General features: G+C 74.3%; 12 protein-coding genes and 1 tRNA gene. 7 read left to right on the top strand and 6 right to left on the bottom strand.

Annotated elements, in window-relative coordinates; genetic code table 11:
* Positions 1-43: 43 nt before the first annotated feature.
* Positions 44-505 carry a GNAT family N-acetyltransferase gene (locus ACFW3D_RS31370; RefSeq protein WP_500509867.1) on the top strand — a complete coding sequence of 154 codons (462 nt, stop codon included), beginning with the start codon at positions 44-46 and terminating at the stop codon, positions 503-505.
* 196 nt (positions 506-701) lie between these two features.
* Positions 702-1,493: a hypothetical protein gene (locus ACFW3D_RS31365; RefSeq protein ID WP_500509864.1), complete on the top strand. Its 792-nt coding sequence runs from the start codon at positions 702-704 to the stop codon at positions 1,491-1,493.
* A 183-nt stretch (positions 1,494-1,676) separates the two neighbouring features.
* Here ACFW3D_RS31365 and ACFW3D_RS31360 read toward each other — a convergent pair.
* The 6 genes from ACFW3D_RS31360 to ACFW3D_RS31335 form a co-directional block, all read right to left on the bottom strand.
* Positions 1,677-1,753 (bottom strand) — tRNA-Thr (locus ACFW3D_RS31360).
* Positions 1,754-1,858: 105 nt separating this feature from the next.
* Entirely contained in the window at positions 1,859-3,430 is a 1,572-nt protein-coding gene (locus tag ACFW3D_RS31355; RefSeq protein WP_500509861.1) for an alpha/beta hydrolase, read from the bottom strand.
* Positions 3,431-3,532: 102 nt separating this feature from the next.
* Positions 3,533-4,552, bottom strand: a complete 1,020-nt coding sequence (locus ACFW3D_RS31350; protein ID WP_500509858.1) for an alpha/beta hydrolase — start codon at positions 4,550-4,552, stop codon at positions 3,533-3,535.
* Positions 4,553-4,809: 257 nt separating this feature from the next.
* Positions 4,810-6,021, bottom strand: a complete 1,212-nt coding sequence (locus tag ACFW3D_RS31345) for a DNA polymerase III subunit delta' (RefSeq protein WP_500509856.1) — start codon at positions 6,019-6,021, stop codon at positions 4,810-4,812.
* 793 nt (positions 6,022-6,814) lie between these two features.
* Entirely contained in the window at positions 6,815-7,468 is a 654-nt protein-coding gene (locus tag ACFW3D_RS31340) for a hypothetical protein (RefSeq protein WP_500509854.1), read from the bottom strand.
* Between the two features lie 171 nt (positions 7,469-7,639).
* Positions 7,640-9,673, bottom strand: a complete 2,034-nt coding sequence (locus tag ACFW3D_RS31335) for an asparagine synthase-related protein (RefSeq protein WP_500509852.1) — start codon at positions 9,671-9,673, stop codon at positions 7,640-7,642.
* A 772-nt stretch (positions 9,674-10,445) separates the two neighbouring features.
* Here ACFW3D_RS31335 and ACFW3D_RS31330 point away from each other — a divergent pair.
* The 5 genes from ACFW3D_RS31330 (at position 10,446) to ACFW3D_RS31310 (ending at position 16,963) form a co-directional block, all read left to right on the top strand.
* Positions 10,446-11,858 carry an NsdA family TPR-like regulatory protein gene (locus tag ACFW3D_RS31330; RefSeq protein ID WP_018558441.1) on the top strand — a complete coding sequence of 471 codons (1,413 nt, stop codon included), beginning with the start codon at positions 10,446-10,448 and terminating at the stop codon, positions 11,856-11,858.
* Positions 11,859-12,579: 721 nt separating this feature from the next.
* Complete coding sequence (lhgD, locus tag ACFW3D_RS31325) at positions 12,580-13,821, top strand: L-2-hydroxyglutarate dehydrogenase (protein ID WP_500509850.1); 1,242 nt, start codon at positions 12,580-12,582, stop codon at positions 13,819-13,821.
* 12 nt (positions 13,822-13,833) lie between these two features.
* Positions 13,834-14,592 (top strand): tRNA (guanosine(46)-N7)-methyltransferase TrmB, encoded by a 759-nt coding sequence (gene trmB / locus ACFW3D_RS31320; protein WP_500509848.1) that lies wholly within the window; start codon positions 13,834-13,836, stop codon positions 14,590-14,592.
* A 68-nt stretch (positions 14,593-14,660) separates the two neighbouring features.
* Entirely contained in the window at positions 14,661-16,268 is a 1,608-nt protein-coding gene (locus ACFW3D_RS31315) for a PrsW family intramembrane metalloprotease (protein ID WP_500509845.1), read from the top strand.
* A 41-nt stretch (positions 16,269-16,309) separates the two neighbouring features.
* Positions 16,310-16,963 (top strand): DUF6230 family protein, encoded by a 654-nt coding sequence (locus ACFW3D_RS31310; protein ID WP_500509843.1) that lies wholly within the window; start codon positions 16,310-16,312, stop codon positions 16,961-16,963.
* The last annotated feature ends 61 nt before the right edge of the window (positions 16,964-17,024 follow it).

Below are 17,024 nucleotides of genomic sequence, written 5' to 3'. Positions count from 1 at the left end.
ACGGGCGGAGTCACCGGGGCGGCCGCCGGGCAGGATGGGCGCCATGGTGGAGATCGGCTTCCTGACCGCATCGGACCGCGACCGCTGGGAAGTGCTGGCCCGCGGCAAGGACGCGCACTTCGGCGTCGAACGCGGCGACGACAGCTACGAACGGACCTGGCGTCGCCTGCTCGACGACGAGCGGATACGCGGCGTCGCGGCCCGGCTGGACCGCGAGATGGTCGGCATCGCGCACTACCTGTTCCACGCCAGCGTCTGGTACGCCGGGAAGTGCTACCTGGCGGACCTGTTCGTGGACGCGGGAGCCCGGCGGCGCGGCGTCGCAACGGCGCTGATCGAGTGGGTCGCGCGGGACGCCGAGCAGCACGACTCGCCGGGCCTCTACTGGAACACCCTGGAGGACGCCCCGGCCCGCACGCTGTACGACAAGGTCGGCACCTTCCACCAGGGGTTCGTCCTCTACACCTACCGCCGCGACGCGAACCGGCCCCCCGAGCAGGACTGAAGCACCTCCGCGGTCTGCTCGAATTCGGCCCGCCAACAGGAGAGTTGGCCGGCAACCCGCGATTCCGCCAACCCAGGGCAACGGCGGGATGAAGAGCCGGGCGAGTCCGGCCGGGATGCGCAACTCCCCGGATGAGCCCCTTGTCTGACGCGGGTGAAGCAACCACCGAATTCACCGAGCGTGGGGAAACCACACCATGCGCAGACGCGCCACTGCCGCCATCGCCTCCGCCGCCGCCTTCAGCGCCGTCCTGGCCGTGGCAGCCCTCGCCGCACCGGCTGCCGGGGCCGCCCAGGACGACTCGGGCACGAGGTTCTGGAACATCGACGTCAACCACAACCGCGACTACACCGTGGGCATCGAGGCCGCGCGGAAGAGGGTCTTCACGATCGGCGCGACGGTCACCGACCCGTCCGGAGTCCGGAGCGTGTCGTACGAGCTGTGGCACGGAACCGACCGGGCGCACGCCGACGGACTCATGGCCGCACCCGCCCACTGCGTACCGCTCAATGAGACCGCCTCCTACTGCGAGGCCCTCATGACCGCCGACCCGAACGTCAACCTCCGCAGCAACGCCCTCGCCGGCCTCTGGGTCATCACCCCCGTGGCCACCGACGGCGACGGCAACGTGACCCGCGGGGACGGCGCCTACTTCGCGCGCATCAAGCGCAACACCTACATGTCCCAGACCATCGCCACCCCGCAGCCGGTCAAGAAGGGCAAGAACCTCACGGTCAAGGCCCAGATGACCGTCGCCGGCTGGCAGACGCGCAAGAACGTGCCCCTCATCGGGCACCAGGTTCTGCTCCAGTACCGCAAGGGCACGAGCGGCCCGTTCGTCACGCTGAAGAAGATCAAGACCGACCGCAATGGCTGGGCCACGGCCACCGTGAAGGCGACGGCGGACGGCGCGTACCGCTACAACTTCGCGGGCACGAGCCTCACCACGGCCACGATCGGCTCGGCCGACTTCGTCGACGTGAAGTGAGCCCGGACCGGTGAGGTCACCGTCCGCCGCGACGGCACCGCGGCGGACGGTCATCGGGCTCCGGGGGGCGGCGGAACGCAGGCTCGGCACCCCGCCGCACGGCCGCATGACGCTCGGCGTCCGGAAACCGGGCGCCACAAGCCGAAGGGCCCAGATCACCGGAGTGATCTGGGCCCTTCGTCATGGAGCCGCCTAAGGGAATCGAACCCTTGACCTACGCATTACGAGTGCGTCGCTCTGGCCAACTGAGCTAAGGCGGCAAGCTGCGGAGACAGCTTGGCATCGGCAGCGGGCACAAGTCTACACAGTTCTTGAGGGGCCCCTGACCAGGGTGCGACCAGCGTCGGGCCGGGGCCCCTGGGGGCTCAGCAGGTCTTGCCGTCCGCCGGGGGCGTGCCCTCGAGGAGGTAGCGGTTGACGGCGGAGTCGATGCAGTTGCTGCCGCGGGCGTACGCCGTGTGGCCGTCGCCGTTGTACGTGAGGAGGACGCCCGAGTCGAGCTGGCCGGCGAGGGACTTGGCCCAGACGTACGGGGTGGCGGGGTCGCGGGTGGTGCCGACGACGAGGATGGGGTCGGCGCCGGTGGCCTCGATGCGGTGGGGCTTGCCGACCGGCGGGACGGCCCAGTAGGCGCAGATCAGGCTGGACCACGCGAGGTTCTTGCCGAAGTGCGGAGACTCGGCGGTGAACGCGGACACGGACTGCTCGGCGGCCTGCGGACCGGACAGGGCCGGCGGCAGGTCGAGGCAGTTCACGGCGGCGTTGGCGTACATCAGGTTGTCGTAGTGGCCGCGGTCGTCGCGCTCGTAGTACGTGTCGGAGAGCGCGAGCAGGCCGCTCCCGTCGCCCTTGTTCGCCTTGGTGAGCGCGGTGCGCAGGGTCGGCCACATCGACTCGTCGTACATCGCGGCGATCACGCCGGTGGTGCCGAGCGCCTCGGTCAGCTTGCGGGAGCCGCCGGTGTTCAGCGGCTTGCCGTCCAGCTGCTTGAAGAGGGTGTCGAGGCGGTGCCCGGCGTCGGCGGTGCTCTTGGTGCCGAGCGCGCAGTCGCGGTGGGTGATGCAGTCCGCGGCGAAGGCGTCGAAGGCGGTCTCGAAGCCGGAGGCCTGGCCGCGGCTCGCGTCGAGGGCCGAGATCGACGGGTCGACTGCGCCGTCGAGGACGAGCCGGCCGGCCTTGTCGGGGAAGAGCTCGGCGTAGGTGGCGCCCAGGAAGGTGCCGTAGGACTTGCCGACGTAGTTGAGCTTGCGGTCGCCGACCAGAGCGCGGAAGACGTCCATGTCACGGGCCGATTCCACCGTGCTGACGTGCTTGAGCAGCTTGGCGGAGCGCTGCTCGCAGCCGTCGGCGAACTTCTTGTCGGCGGCGACGAGGGCGTTGACCTCGGCGCCGTCGTCCGGCGTCACGTCGGTCGCCGCGAAGGCGTCCATCTGGCTGTCGCTGAGGCACTCGACGGGCTCGCTGCGGGCCACTCCGCGCGGGTCGATGGCGGCCATGTCGTAGCGGGAGGTGACAGCCGTCGGATAGCCGAAGGCCGCGTACTGCAGGTAGTCGATCGCGGAGCCGCCGGGGCCGCCCGGGTTGACCAGGAGGGTGCCGAGCCGCTTGCCGCCGTCCTCGGCCCGCTTCCGGGTGACGGCGAGCTTGAGGTCGGTCGCGGCCGACGGGTGCGCGTAGTCCAGGGGGACCCGCATGGTGGCGCACTGCATGCCGGGCATGTCCTTGCAGTCCCGCCAGGACAGGCGCTGCTCGTAGTACGGCCGGAGGTTGCCCTGGTCGTCCGCGGCGGCACCCGAGGGCGGCGGCCCGCCGAGCGAGCCCGCAGGGGACGAGGCGGCGGCACTGTGGGTGCTGCCACCGGTCGTGCACGCGGACAGCATCAGCCCGGCGACGGCGAGGACGGTGCCGGAGGTACGGAGCAGGCGCGGGGTGTGCATCGGAGCCTCGGTTCCCTCGTGGTGGTGATCTGGAGCGTATCCGCAGGACCGGTGGCGAACCGTCGTCCACAGTCCTCGTACGGGTGATTCCGGCCCGCGCCGTCAGGGACGGTCCGGGCCGTCGAGCTTCTCGGTCGCGTACCCGGCGACGAGCGCGAAGAGCCGCCGCCGCGGGGCGATGCCGTCCAGCACCCGGACCTCGGCGGACACGCCGCGCACCCGCCCGCGCAGGGCGAGCGCCGAGCGCCGCGCGTCCTCCTCTCCGGAGGGTACGGCGAGCAGCAGCGCGGGGCGCGGCATGTCCCGCCCGGCGTAGCCGCCGGCGGCGTAGGAGTACGGCGGCGGACCGGCCCGGTCGATCCCCTCGTAGCCGCCCGAGACGCCGATCGCCGTCGCGAAGCCCCGGGGATCGGTCAGCTGCTGCCGCACGACGCAGGCCGCGTCCCCGTCAGCGCCCAGCAGCGCCCGCGCGGGGCGGCCGGGCAGCACGCGGTAGAGCCGGGCGACCGCGGCCGGGACGGACGCCGGACGGGCACCCGGACCGGCGTCGCAGCGGGCGGGCAGCACGACCACGAAGGGGTCGGCGACGCCCCGCAGCGACTGGGCGGCGAAACCGGCGAACAGATCCGGGTCGGCGGGGTCGATGTGGGCCACGACCAGGGGGAAGTAGAGCCCCGCGGAGTCCGGGTAGTCGTACTGCGGGGGCAGCCAGACCCGCGTGCCGTCGGACAATTCCTGGAGCGTGCCTCCGGCCGGGTGACCGAGGGTGCGCGGCGGCACCAGCCCGGCCTCCGCCGGGTCGGACGGCACCGGCCGCGGCCGTGGCGGTGCCGACGGACGGGACGGCGGCGGCCCGGCGGCGACGACCTGGCGGGGCGGCGAGAGGGACGGGTCCCCGGAACCGGACGGCAAGCAGACCGCCAGCGTGATCGCCACCGCGGCGGCCAGCGCGGACCCGGCCCCGCGCAGCACCGTCCCGGCGCGCTCCACGGGCAGTTCGTACGCGCGGCCCGCACGCTGCTCCCACCAGTGCCGCAGTGCCGAGCGGGCGAGCGCCACCGCCACGGCCCCGGCCACAGTCAGCAGCGCGTACAGAACGACGACCTCGGCCACCTCGGGCACGTGCGGCACCACCTCGGGACGTCCCCGACGGTGCTTCGGGCACGGGTGTGGCACCCGCGCCGGAGGCAGGGGGAAGCGCGTCCCGTGCGCTGGGATCACCCCCGCGGGGACAGCGGCCGGGGGCACCGCACAGCAGCCTGCGGCAAGGCCGGGCACACCGGTGAGCGGCGACGCGCGGGCACCGCAAACGATCACCCATCCGCCGGATGATCAAGGGCTCGGGGGTGCTCCGCGCGACCCGTCCCGCGCGCCGGCGGTCAGCCCGCGCGCAGGGCCAGCGTCATCGCCTCGACCGCCAGCAGCGGCGCGACGTTCCTGTCCAGGGCCCCACGGCAGGCGAGCACCGCCTCGATGCGGCGCAGGGTGTTCTCCGGCCGCGAGCCCCCCGCGATCCGCTCGACGGCGTCCCGTGCCTCCACGTTCGCGATCGCGACCGAGGTGCCGACCTGCACGGCCAGCACGTCCCGGTAGAAGCCCGCCAGGTCGGTGAGGGCCAGGTCGAGGGTGTCGCGCTGGGTACGGGTGGACCGGCGCTTCTGCCGGTCGGCGAGCTCCTTCATCACGCCCGCCGTGCCGCGCGGCATGCGGCTGCCCGCCCCCGCGGCCGCGCCGAGCGCCGCCCGCAGTTCCTCGGTCTCCTTGGCGTCCATCTCCTCCGAGACCTGCTTGGCGTCCTCCGTCGCCGCGTCCACCAGCTCCTGCGCGGCCTTGAGGCAGCCCCCGACGTCGTCCACGTGCAGCGGCAGCCTCAGCACGGCCGCGCGGCGGGAGCGCGCCGCCTCGTCGGTGGCGAGCCTGCGGGCACGGTCGATGTGACCCTGGGTGGCGCGCGCGGCGGCCTCGGCGACCACCGGGTCGATGCCGTCGCGCCGTACCAGCACGTCGGCGACGGCCTCCACCGGCGGGGTGCGCAGCACCAGGTGCCGGCAGCGCGAGCGGATCGTCGGCAGCACGTCCTCGATGGACGGCGCGCACAGCAGCCACACCGTCCTGGGCGCGGGCTCCTCCACGGCCTTCAGCAGCACGTTTCCGGCGCCCTCGGTGAGGCGGTCGGCGTCCTCCATCACGATCACCTGCCAGCGGCCGGAGGCCGGCGAGAGCGAGGAGCGGCGGACCAGGTCGCGGGTGTCCTTGACGCCGATGGAGAGCAGATCGGTGCGGACCACCTCGACGTCGGCGTGCGTACCGACCAGGGTCGTGTGGCAGCCGTCGCAGAAGCCGCAGCCCGGCGCGCCGCCCAGGGCCCGGTCCGGGCTCACGCACTGCAGCGCGGCGGCGAAGGCACGGGCGGCGGTGTCACGGCCCGCGCCGGGCGGGCCCGTGAACAGCCAGGCGTGCGTCATCTTCGAGGCGGTCGGCAGCGCGGTGCCGGCGGCCGCCGCCGTGACGAAGGCGTCCGCGTCCCGCGCGGCGGCGGCCAGCTGCTCCGTCACCCGGTCCTGGCCGACCACGTCGTCCCATACCGCCATCGCGCCCGCCGTTCCTGTGGTGCCCGTCTGCCCTTGCGTCCTCCGGCTCCACCATTGTCGGGCACGCCACCGACACGGGGCCCTGCGGGGCGGGCCGTTTGTCCGTGTGCGGGTCGTTTGTGGTTGCGGTTGGGGTTCTTTTCCCGCCCGCCCGCCCGATTGCCCCGGGACGGTTGGTGCGGGTCTCGCCCGGTCCGTTGGGTGGGCCGGGGGCGGGGCCTCCGGGGCGGGCATTCTGTACCGCATATTTATGTGCATGGCGGGCAATCCGGGTTCGGCACCGCTCTGCCGCACAACAAATACACGTCAGCGTCCAGAACGCCCACCCCTACGACCCCACCCCCTCCCTATCGCGAGCGACCAACGCCCGGTGGGGGGTGATGAGGCAAACCGGGGTTGCCGCGAGCGCCCTCATCACCCCCACTGGCCGACCCGGCCCAAGGACGGGGGAGGGCAGGCGGGCGGGAGACGGCCGGAGGGTGGGCGATGAGCCGGTCCGGGGTCACCCCGGACCGCCTCCTCACCCCCCACCGGCGTCAGTCGCCCATACGACAGGAGGGGGTGTGCAGGGGTGCGCCCGGAAGCGACGAGCGGCGGACCCGGGACGGAATGACCCGGCAAATCCGCGAGCGCTGAGGACGTGCGCCGGCGCGCCACCGACCCCACGCCAACGGAGCGCAGACCCGCACTGACCGACCGGGGCCACGGGAGGGCGGCGGGGAAACAGCCCGCCGCAGGCGCAAACGACCCGCACACGACAACCGGCCCGCAGAAGCGACCCCGGTACGCGGCGTCAGCCGGAGACGCGGCGGTGCCGCCGGGAAACCGGCTTGCGGCGGAGCATGACGAGGGCCGCGATCGACGCGATGCCCAGCGCGGCCAGGGCGGAAGCCACCCCCGCGGTGACGTCGGAGGGGCCGGTGGAGGTCGACACGGACGTGAGCCCCGCGGCCGGCAGGCCCGTCCCCGGGCCGGTGGACGCCGCGGCCGTCACGCCGGGCACGGCCCCCGCACCCGCACCCGCTGACGGGGCCGCGGACGCGCCCCCCGGAGACGGCGTCGCCGTCCCGTCCGGGCAGGCCACGCTGAACCGCTGCGGCTTCGCGTCGGAACCGGCCCAGCGGAACCGGTAGGCCCCGTCAGCGAGGACGACGCGGTCGCTGCTCCCGGTGCCCCCGTCGCCGGTGACCAGCGTGCCGACGACCGCGTCCTCGCCATTGGCGTACGAGACCGTCCAGTTGACCGGCTGGCCGGGGCCGAAGCCCTCGGCCCTGAAGTAGAAGGTGCACACCGTGGCGCCGTCCTCGCGCGTCCGGCCCAGCGCCTCGTCGTAGAGGCGGACCCCGGACCGGTCGGCGGGCGCGCCGGAGGCGTTCGCGGCCAGTCCCAGGAGGGCCGCGGCGGCGGCAGCGGCGGCGAGGGCCGCCGCCGTGGTACGGATGCGCATGTTCAGAGTGTCCCGGAGACCCGCGTGGAGGGCTGCGCCGGGGTCCATTTCCGGCCGCCGACATATGTGGAGCAACGGCGTCCATATCCCCCCGGGCAGCGCACACATGGGGCGCACGCCCGCCCAAATTGGCTTATGCACGGGGCAGTTGCGCGGGTGACCGCTGCCGGTCTACAGCGACAGCCGCTGCACGCCGCTCGAGACCGCGCGCTGTTCCGGCACCTCCGTGCCCGTCCAGCAGGAGCCGCGCCGCGCCAGCAGGCGGCGCAGCCAGACCTCCGTGGCGACCAGGTCGGTGAGGCCGTCGACGGGCACCGGTTCGCCGTCCGCCGCCGCGCGCAGGGCGGCCCGTACGACCCGGGCCTCGACGAGTCCGGCGTCGGCGAGCAGCGGGGCCTCGAAGAGGTCGAGCAGGTCGTCGACGGCCGACCGCAGGCCCGCGCGGACGGCGACGGCCGTGGAGACGTGGGAGTTGGCGCCCCAGCCGGGCGGCAGTTCGCGGATGCCCGCGCCCGCCAGGACGGAGCGCAGGATCGTGGCGCGGGCCCCCGGCTGGACGCGCAGCGTCTCGGGCAGCGCCCGGCAGGCCCGCACCACCTGGTTGTCCAGGAAGGGCGCGTGGAGCCGCTGGCTGCGCACCTCCGCGGCCTGCTCGAAGACCCGGTGGTCGGCGGCGTGCCGGGCGAGCGCGGCGCGCGCACGGCGCTCGCCGGGGCGCTCCACCGTCGTGCCGGGCCGGGCCGCCGCATCTTGCAGGCGAACCGATACTTCGGCGAGCGCCTCACCGGTCAGCCAGCGCGCCGCGGGGCCCGGCCGGCACCACGCGAGGGCGGCCAGCGACGCGGCCAGCGCGCCCCCGTGCTCCTCGAAACGCCGGGTCAGCAGCCGTGCCGCGGCGTCCTCCACACCCTGCCGGTAGCCGGTGCGGGCCAGCCGCCGCGCCGCCCGGTACACGGTGAAGGGCACGAACACCGAGCGCCCGGAGGGCCCGTCCGCCCGCGCCAGGGCGGTGACGGGACGCAGCAGGCCGCGCCGCCGCCGGTCCATCAGCAGGTCCGCCAGCCGGGCCGGGTGGGCGTCCAGCACCTGCCGGGCACCGTGCCCCACGAAGTGGTCGGCGCCGCCCGCCGCCAGGCGACGCCGGTGCCGCTCCGCGGTGATCAGCGAGGGGCCCGGCTCGTCGGTGAGCGGCCCGCTGTCGAGGTCGGCGTACGGCAGGGACTCCGGACCGCCAGGCACGACGACGTGGTGCAGCCGGGGATCGGCGGCCATGCTGCGGGCGCGCTCCAGCTCCGCCTCGCGCGCCTGGACGCTGCCCGTGGCGAGGTCGTTGAAGGTCACCGCGAGCAGGCGCTGTCCCGCGGCGGAGCCGTGCCCGAGCGGTGTGCCGGGCATCCCCGGCAGGCCGGCGGCGAGCAGGGCGAGCGTGGAGGAGGCGCTGCCCCCGGACAGGTCGGCCCCGATGCCCGGCGCCGGGTCCTCGCCCGGGTCCGGTACGAAGCGGGGCTGGGCGAGCCGGGTCCGGACGGCGTCCACCAGCGCGTCGCGTATGCCGGCGATGGCGCGGTCCGGGTCGGCGGAGGCGGCCGGGGTGCCGGCGACGGCGAGCGAGGCGGTGGGCTCGTAGCCGCTCACCTCGGGCACCCCGTCGCGCATGATGAGCGCGTGCCCGGGCGGCACCCGGCGCACCCCGGCGTACGGGGTGCCCTCGCCGAGCGCCTCGGGCGAGTCCGGGCAGGCCAGCAGCGCCGCCAGGTAGGTCACGTCGAGCGCGGCCTCGGTGAGGTCGGCCAGCGGCAGCGCTGCCGTGCCGTACGCCGTGCCCCGCGCCCACTGGGTGTGGAACACCGGCCGTGCGCCCGCGAGATCGCCCAGCACCGTGATGCGGCGGCCGATCTGCAGGACGCAGGTGTAGCTCCCGGCCCAGGCCGTCAGATGGCGCAGCGCGCCGCCGCGCGCCGCGAACAGCCCCACGCGCAGGTCGGCGTCGGAGGCGGCGCAGCGGCCCAGCACGGCCAGCCGGGCCACGGAGCCGTTCTCGGCGTGGACGATCCGCACCTCGTCGGAGCGCCAGTCGCCCACCATCCACAGCGGATCGGGGTCGCCCCACAGGAGTTGGGCGCCGACGGGCTGCAGGGTGCGGTCGGCGCGCTCGCCGGGAACCTGTCCCACGGCAGCGCTGCTCCACCCCACCAACCACCGCATCGCCGCCTCCACAGGTTGTGGACAACGTGGGCCACCGTGGCCAACCGGCCCCGCGGCAGGCCGAACTGCCGCCCCGTCCGGAGAACATGCTGCCACGGAGCGGCGCACAAAGAGGCGCATGAGGACATGGTTGAGCGCCGGACCGCGCGTCACGCGCGGTCCGGCGCGGGCCGGTTCGGCCCAACTCCCCCCTGATCAAAGTCACTTGGAACGGGATGCCGGATTTCAAACGTCATTTTCCGGTCAATGTCCGGGGAGCCCGCATTCGTCCCTTGTGCGACGTGCGGGGGTCACGGTCCGGGAGGCGTGGCGCACCTCCCGGACCGGTCCGCCACCCGCGGGGATTGTGGTGGCGGAGCCCCCTGACCCGCCACTACCCCCCATAGCCGCACATGAGAGCCGCGGGCCAACCCACGTCACCATGGAACCCCTACCGCCCGAAACGGCACAGAGCGCGCGGATGGGCGCACGGCCGCATACGCCGGTAGCACGCGCCACCAGCAGGAGTCGCCAGGCCGCATTCAGGGCAGGAATCTCGCCATCCGGGACAACAGCTCTTAACGGGCGGGATACGGCGAACTACGCTGGGTTCACCCGAGAAGCGATGGTCCCGGCAGCTCGGGGCTCGGCGCATGCCCGTTGGCGGGCAGCGGCGGCCCCGGCACGCCTCCACAAGAGGCGCCGGGCCAGCCGTTGTTGTGCGTCGAGAGGGTGTGACAGGCGTGGCAGGCGTACGCGGCCCTCGCGCTTACGGCGAGAGGTGGTAGTGGTCATGACCAAAGAACCCCGAGGGCCCAACGAGAAACTGGGCACCCTTCTCGCCCTGGCCGGCATCAGCAACGCGGGACTCGCCCGCAGGGTCAACGACCTCGGCGCCCAGCGCGGTCTGACCCTGCGGTACGACAAGACCTCCGTCGCCCGCTGGGTCACCAAGGGCATGGTGCCGCAGGGCGCCGCCCCGCACCTCATCGCGGCGGCGATCGGCAGCAAGCTCGGCCGACCCGTGCCGCTGCACGAGATCGGCCTCGCCGACGCCGACCCCGCGCCCGAGGTGGGCCTCGCCTTCCCCCGCGACGTGGGGGAGGCCGTCAAGTCCGCCACCGACCTGTGGAAGCTGGACCCCGGGCGCCGCGGCCCGGGCGGCGGCGGCATCTGGCAGAGCCTCGCGGGCTCCTTCGCGGTCAGCGCGTACGTCACGCCCGCCTCCCGCTGGCTGATAACCCCGGCCGACGCACGCGTCGCCCGCGAGGACCCCGCCCCGGGCACGCACCACGTCGGCCACTCCGACGTCGCCAAGCTCCGCGAGGCCGCGGAGGACGCCCGGCGCTGGGACTCCAAGTACGGCGGCGGCGACTGGCGTTCCGGCATGGTCCCCGAGTGCCTGCGGGTCGAGGCGGCCCCGCTGCTGCTCGGCTCGTACAGCGACGAGGTCGGCCGCTCCCTCTTCGGCGCCACCGCCGAACTCACCCGGCTCGCCGGGTGGATGGCCTTCGACACCGGTCAGCAGGAGGCCGCCCAGCGGTACTACATCCAGGCCCTGCGCCTCGCGCGTGCCGCGGCCGACGTCCCCCTCGGCGGCTACGTCCTGGCGTCGATGTCCCTCCAGGCCACGTACCGCGGCTTCGCGGACGAGGGCGTGGACCTGGCCCAGGCCGCCCTCGAACGCAACCGCGGCCTCGCCACGGCCCGCACGATGTCCTTCTTCCACCTCGTCGAGGCCCGGGCCCACGCCAAGGCCGGCGAGAGCGCCGCCTGCGCCACGGCCCTGGCCGCCGCCGAGTCCTGGCTCGACCGCGCCCGCGACGGCGACGCCGACCCGCCCTGGCTCGGCTTCTACTCCTACGACCGGCTCGCCGCCGACGCCGCCGAGTGCTACCGCGACCTGCGCGTGCCCGGGCAGGTGCGCCGCTTCACGGAGACGGCGCTCGCCCGGCCCACGGAGGAGTTCGTGCGCTCGCACGGGCTGCGGCTGGTCGTCTCGGCGGTCGCGGAGCTCGAGTCCGGCAACCTGGACGCGGCTTGCGCGGCCGGGGTCAAGGCGGTCGAGGTCGCCGGGCGGATCTCGTCGGCCCGGACGACGGAGTACGTGCGGGACCTTCTGCACCGGCTGGAGCCGTACGGGAACGAGCCGCGCGTCGCGGAGCTGCGGGAGCGGGCGCGGCCCCTGCTCGCGGCCCCCGCGTAGCACTCCGGGGCGGACAGCGCCCTGCCGGTGTCCGGCTCTCCCGCCGTCTCGCGCCCTGCGGGCGCAAAGCGGCGGGCTGCGGATGGGGAGGGTGGGGGCGAGCCTTCGCGGCGGTGTGCGGGTTGATCTTCGGCGGGGGTCCAGGCGCCGGAGCGGGGCCGGTTGCCCGTACGGTTCCGGTCTCGTCGCCGTCCGCGCGTGCAGATGGCCGGTGACCACGCCCACCGTCCGTGGTGGGCGCGCCCGCCGTAACCCGCGCCTGCGGGTACTTCCCCTACATCGGGCCCTGTTCCGCCGACATACTCGGCGGAACAGAGCCCGATCCTCCCCAGCCCAAAGATCGGGCCCGCTTTCGCTGTGCATTTCGGGCGAAACAGAGCCCGATGTCCCGTGGAGCGCTCGACAGCACCCCGAAGCAGCCGCAGACGCAGGTAACGGCGGGCGCGCCCACCACACAGCGAAGGCGTGGAAGCGGCCGTCTGCACCCGCGGACGGCAACGAGACCCCCGCCAAGGGAGAGGCGACCCGCTCCGGAGCCCGAACCCCAGCCACCCGCCACCCGCACACCGCCGACCCGCCCCGGACCGGCACCCTCCCATCCGCAGCCCGCCGCCTTGCGACCGAAGGGAGCGAGACGGCGGGACAGCCGAACCAACAGCGCTTTCACAGGTTTGCCGCGCGCGCGGACGGGCCAAGCCTTACGCGGGAGGTGACCGCGCGCATGGACACCGCGGACATCGTCGTCATCGGCGCCGGCATCGTCGGCCTGGCGACCGCGTACGCGATCACCCGCACCTCACCCGGCACGTCCGTCCTGGTCCTGGACAAGGAGGACGGCCCCGCGCACCACCAGACCGGCCACAACAGCGGCGTGATCCACAGCGGCATCTACTACCGCCCCGGCTCCCTCAAGGCGCGGTACGCGACACAGGGCGCCGCCGAGATGGTGAAGTTCTGCGCCGGCAACGACATCCCGCACGACGTGACGGGCAAGCTGATCGTCGCCACGGACCGGGAGGAGCTGCCCCGGCTGCACGCCCTCGTCCAGCGGGGCCGGCAGAACGACATCCCGGTACGGGAGCTGGGCCCGGCCCAGATCGCCGAGCGTGAGCCGCACGTACGCGGGCTGGCGGCGATCCACGTGGGCACAACCGGGGTCTGCGACTTCACCGCGGTCGCCGCGGCCATGGCCCGCCTCACCACCGAAGGCGGCCGCGGCGAGGCCCGCGTCGCGTACGGCACGGAGGTCCGGGCGCTCCACCGCGACGGGCGGACCGTGATCGTCGAGCCCCACGACGGCCCGCCGGTCCGGGCCCGGGCGCTCGTGAACTGCGCGGGCCTGCACTGCGACCGCGTCGCCCGCATGGCCGGCGCCGCGGACACGAGCTCCCCGGACGGCGCCGCGGGCGTACGCATCGTGCCGTTCCGCGGTGAGTACTACGGGCTGCGGCCCGCCCGGGCCGGCCTCGTCCGCGGCCTGGTCTACCCCGTCCCGGACCCCGCGTTCCCCTTCCTCGGCGTGCACCTGACCCGCGGCGTCGACGGCAATGTCCACGTCGGCCCGAACGCCGTCCCCGCGCTCGCCCGCGAGGGCTACCGGCGGCGCACCGTGCGCCCGCGCGACCTCGTCGAGACGGCCGCGTTCCCCGGCACCTGGCGGATCGCCCGCCGCCACTGGCGTTACGAGGCAGGTGAGATCCGCCGGTCGCTGTCGAAGCGGGCCTTCGTGGAGTCCGTGCGGCGGCTGCTGCCCGAGGTGACCGCCGACGACCTGGTGCCCGCGGCGGCCGGGGTGCGGGCGCAGGCCGTGCTGCGCGACGGGACGCTCGTCGACGACTTCCTGATCACGGGCGACGGGCCCTTCGTCCACGTGCTCAACGCCCCCTCGCCCGCCGCGACGGCCTCGCTGCCGATCGGCCGGGAGATCGCCCGCAGGGCACTGGCGGTGCTGGAGCGTACGTAAAATCGACGCATCATGTCGAAGCCCCGCACCCCCCACTTCCCGGGCGGCCCCGCCTCCCACCCGCATCCGAACGCGCACACCGAGCAGCGCATCCGCACCTTCCACCCGCGGCGCGGCCGCGTCACCCACGGCCAGCGGGCGGCGCTGGAGCGGCACTGGGCGGACTGGGGCGTCGACATCGACGGCACACCCCTGGACCTGGACAAGCTCTTCGCCGACGCGGACCTCGCCCCGGACCGCCCGGTGGTCCTGGAGATCGGCTTCGGCATGGGCGACGCCACCGCCGCGATGGCCGCCGCCGACCCCGGCACCGGCATCCTCGCCGCGGACGTGCACACCCCCGGCCAGGGCAATCTGATCCACCTCGCCGAGCGCGAGGGCCTGCGCAACGTCCGGGTCGCCAACGGCGACGCCGTCGTCCTGCTGCGCGACATGCTCGCCCCGGGCTCGCTGGCCGGCCTGCGGGTCTACTTCCCCGACCCGTGGCCCAAGGCCCGGCACCACAAGCGCCGCATGATCCAGCCGGAGTTCGTCGCGCTCGCCGTGTCGCGGCTACGGCCCGGCGCCACCGTGCACTGCGCGACCGACTGGGAGCCGTACGCCGAGCAGATGCTGGAGGTGCTGACGGCGGAGCCCGGCCTGGTGAACGCCTACGCCACCCCCGGCGGCTACGCCGAGCCGCGCCCGGCGTTCCGCCCGATGACCAAGTTCGAGCGCCAGGGGATCGCGAAGGGCCACGTCGTCCACGACCTGGTCTTCGAACGCCGGTGAACGTGCCGGCGGTGCGGTAATCGACAACACCATCGCGCCGCGCGGTCACCGCCCCGTAAGGTCGTCGGGTGTCCTCGTACTCGCATTCGCCCGACTCGCCGCTCCCGAGCCCGGCGGCCCGGCCCGCCGTACCCGAGTATCCGGAACACCAGCAACCGCAGTTCGCGCTGCCCGCGCCCGGGCAGTGGCACTACAAGCCGCGCCGGCACTTCTGGGAGAACCGGACGTTCCGGCTGGTCGCACTCTTCTCCGTGCTGGCGCTGTGCGGGGTGATCATCCTGGCGCTGGTGCGCCGGCAGACCGGCACGGAGGGCTTCCTCGTCGGTCTCCTCCTCGCGGTCCTGCCCGTCCCGATCCTCGGCGGGGCCTTCCTGTGGCTGGACCGGGTGGAACCGACCCCGCTGCGCGACGCGGTCTTCGCCTTCGCCTGGGGCGCGTGCGCCGCCACGCTGGTCGCCATCCTCGCCAACGAGTACGCGACCGAGCTGCTCGTGACGACCTTCACGGCCAGCGACTCGCAGAGCGACACCTGGGGCGCCACCTTCGTCGCCCCCGTCGTGGAGGAGAGCGCCAAGGGCGCCGCCGTCCTGCTGCTCTTCCTCTTCCGCCGCCGCGACTTCACCGGGATCGTCGACGGCGTCGTCATAGCCGGACTCACCGCCACCGGCTTCGCGTTCACCGAGAACATCCTCTACCTGGGCTCCGGTTTCGCCGAGGACCAGGCGTACGGGACCGGCGGCGGCCTGGGCACGACCGCGGCGGTGTTCGTCGTCCGGATCGTGATGACGCCCTTCGCGCACCCGCTGTTCACCTCGCTCACCGGCATCGGCTTCGCCATCGCCGCCACCTCCCGCCCCGGCCAGGCCCGCCGCTGGCTGGCCCCGCTGGGCGGCTGGCTGCTCGCGATGGTGCTGCACGGCACCTGGAACGGCTCCGCCTCGTTCAGCCCGCTCGGCTTCCTCGCCGTCTACGCGACGGTGATGATCCCGCTGTTCGGCCTGCTGGTCTGGCTCGCGATCTGGTCCCGCTCGAACGAGCTGAAGACGATCCGCACCCAGCTGCCGCTCTACGCCATGGCCGGCTGGCTGAGCCTGCCCGAGCCCGCCGCGATCGGCTCCATGAAGGGCCGTGGCCTCGCCCGCTCCGTCGCCCACGCCGCGCAGGGCAAGGAGGCCGCCCGCACCGTCCGCGAGTACGTGTCCTTCGCGACCTCACTCGCCTTCCTGCGCGCCCGTGCGAACCGCGGAGCCGCCGGCGCCGACTTCCAGGCCCGGGAGCAGGAACTCCTCCACCACCTGTGGGAACGCAAGGCCGTCGCACAGCCCGCACTCACCCATGCGGCCCACGCCATCCGGCCCGCCTTCCCGCCCGTGTACCCCTGGGCGGCGCCCCCGCCGGGAGCGCCGTACGGGCCGTATCCGCAGGTCCAGCCCTACGGGCAGCCATGGCCGGCCGCTCAAGCCTGGCCGCAGCCCCAGGCCGGGCCGCACCCTCAGGGCTGGCCCCCGCCCCACGCGTGGCCGCAGCAGCCCCCGCAGCCGGGGACGCCCCCGCAGCCGGAGGCGCACCCGCAGCGGTGGGGCCCGCGCTCGCCCCAGGTGCCGCCGCAAACGGGGTGGTGGCATCCGCAGGACCCCTCCCCCCACCGGGACCCACGGGGCGGCCGCCACCGCTGACTCCGGTTGCCGGGGCACCCGGCCGGGCTTGCAATGGCCGTGTGAGCCCGCTGATACGACGTACGAGCCCATCCGGCCGCCGTGCGTCCGGCCGCACCAGCTGGACGCGGATGGCCGTCGTCCTCATACCGACCCTCGCCGTCGCCACCGCCGTGGCGGTCGGCGCGGGCGCCGGCGTGGTGCCCGTCTCCCTCGCGATCTCACCGACCACGACCGCCCTGTCCGGCCGGAACATCAAGATCTCCGCCGACCGTCTGACCGGCACCGGCTTCACCCAGTACGTGACCGTCGACCGCACCGCCGAGGGCGACTTCCCCCAGGCGGTCTCCGCCATCGCCTCGGCGGAGCTGTACGACATGTGCCAGTCCGTGGTCGGCTCCGTCCCCGGCCTCGGCCAGGTCACCCTGCTGATCAACGCGGGCGGCGGCGACCGGCCCGTCCATGCCGACCAGCTGATCGTCGACACCGACTACCTGTCGGGCGACGCGGAGTTCCACGACATCCGGATCGGTGTGGACGCCTCGAAGACGGACACCGAGGGCAGGGCCAAGGGCCCGGCCGGCGCCCTGGGGCAGCAGGCCGAGAGCCTCACCATCGACGGGCTGCGGCAGTCCGCCAAGTCCGTGAGCGCCGCGACGTTCCGGCTCAACGGCCTGCACATGACGGTCAAGAAGGGCGCCGACCCCTGCTTCTGACCCGAATGGGCGAGTGCGTACGACCATCGGGGTGATTGCGTACCGCCCCCGAGCGACCGAT

The organism is Streptomyces sp. NPDC058864 (assembly GCF_042742985.1).
Lineage (GTDB): Bacteria > Actinomycetota > Actinomycetes > Streptomycetales > Streptomycetaceae > Actinacidiphila.
The sequence above is the reverse complement of the archived record's forward strand: the minus strand, read 5'-3'. Positions and strand labels throughout refer to the sequence as shown.

Coding starts and splice junctions, on each gene's coding strand:
- ACFW3D_RS31370 (WP_500509867.1), top strand. CDS start 44: ATGGTGGAGATCGGCTTCCTGACCGCATCGGACCGCGACCGCTGGGAA.
- ACFW3D_RS31365 (WP_500509864.1), top strand. CDS start 702: ATGCGCAGACGCGCCACTGCCGCCATCGCCTCCGCCGCCGCCTTCAGC.
- ACFW3D_RS31355 (WP_500509861.1), bottom strand. CDS start 3,430: ATGCACACCCCGCGCCTGCTCCGTACCTCCGGCACCGTCCTCGCCGTC.
- ACFW3D_RS31345 (WP_500509856.1), bottom strand. CDS start 6,021: ATGGCGGTATGGGACGACGTGGTCGGCCAGGACCGGGTGACGGAGCAG.
- ACFW3D_RS31340 (WP_500509854.1), bottom strand. CDS start 7,468: ATGCGCATCCGTACCACGGCGGCGGCCCTCGCCGCCGCTGCCGCCGCC.
- ACFW3D_RS31335 (WP_500509852.1), bottom strand. CDS start 9,673: ATGCGGTGGTTGGTGGGGTGGAGCAGCGCTGCCGTGGGACAGGTTCCC.
- ACFW3D_RS31330 (WP_018558441.1), top strand. CDS start 10,446: ATGACCAAAGAACCCCGAGGGCCCAACGAGAAACTGGGCACCCTTCTC.
- lhgD (WP_500509850.1), top strand. CDS start 12,580: ATGGACACCGCGGACATCGTCGTCATCGGCGCCGGCATCGTCGGCCTG.
- trmB (WP_500509848.1), top strand. CDS start 13,834: ATGTCGAAGCCCCGCACCCCCCACTTCCCGGGCGGCCCCGCCTCCCAC.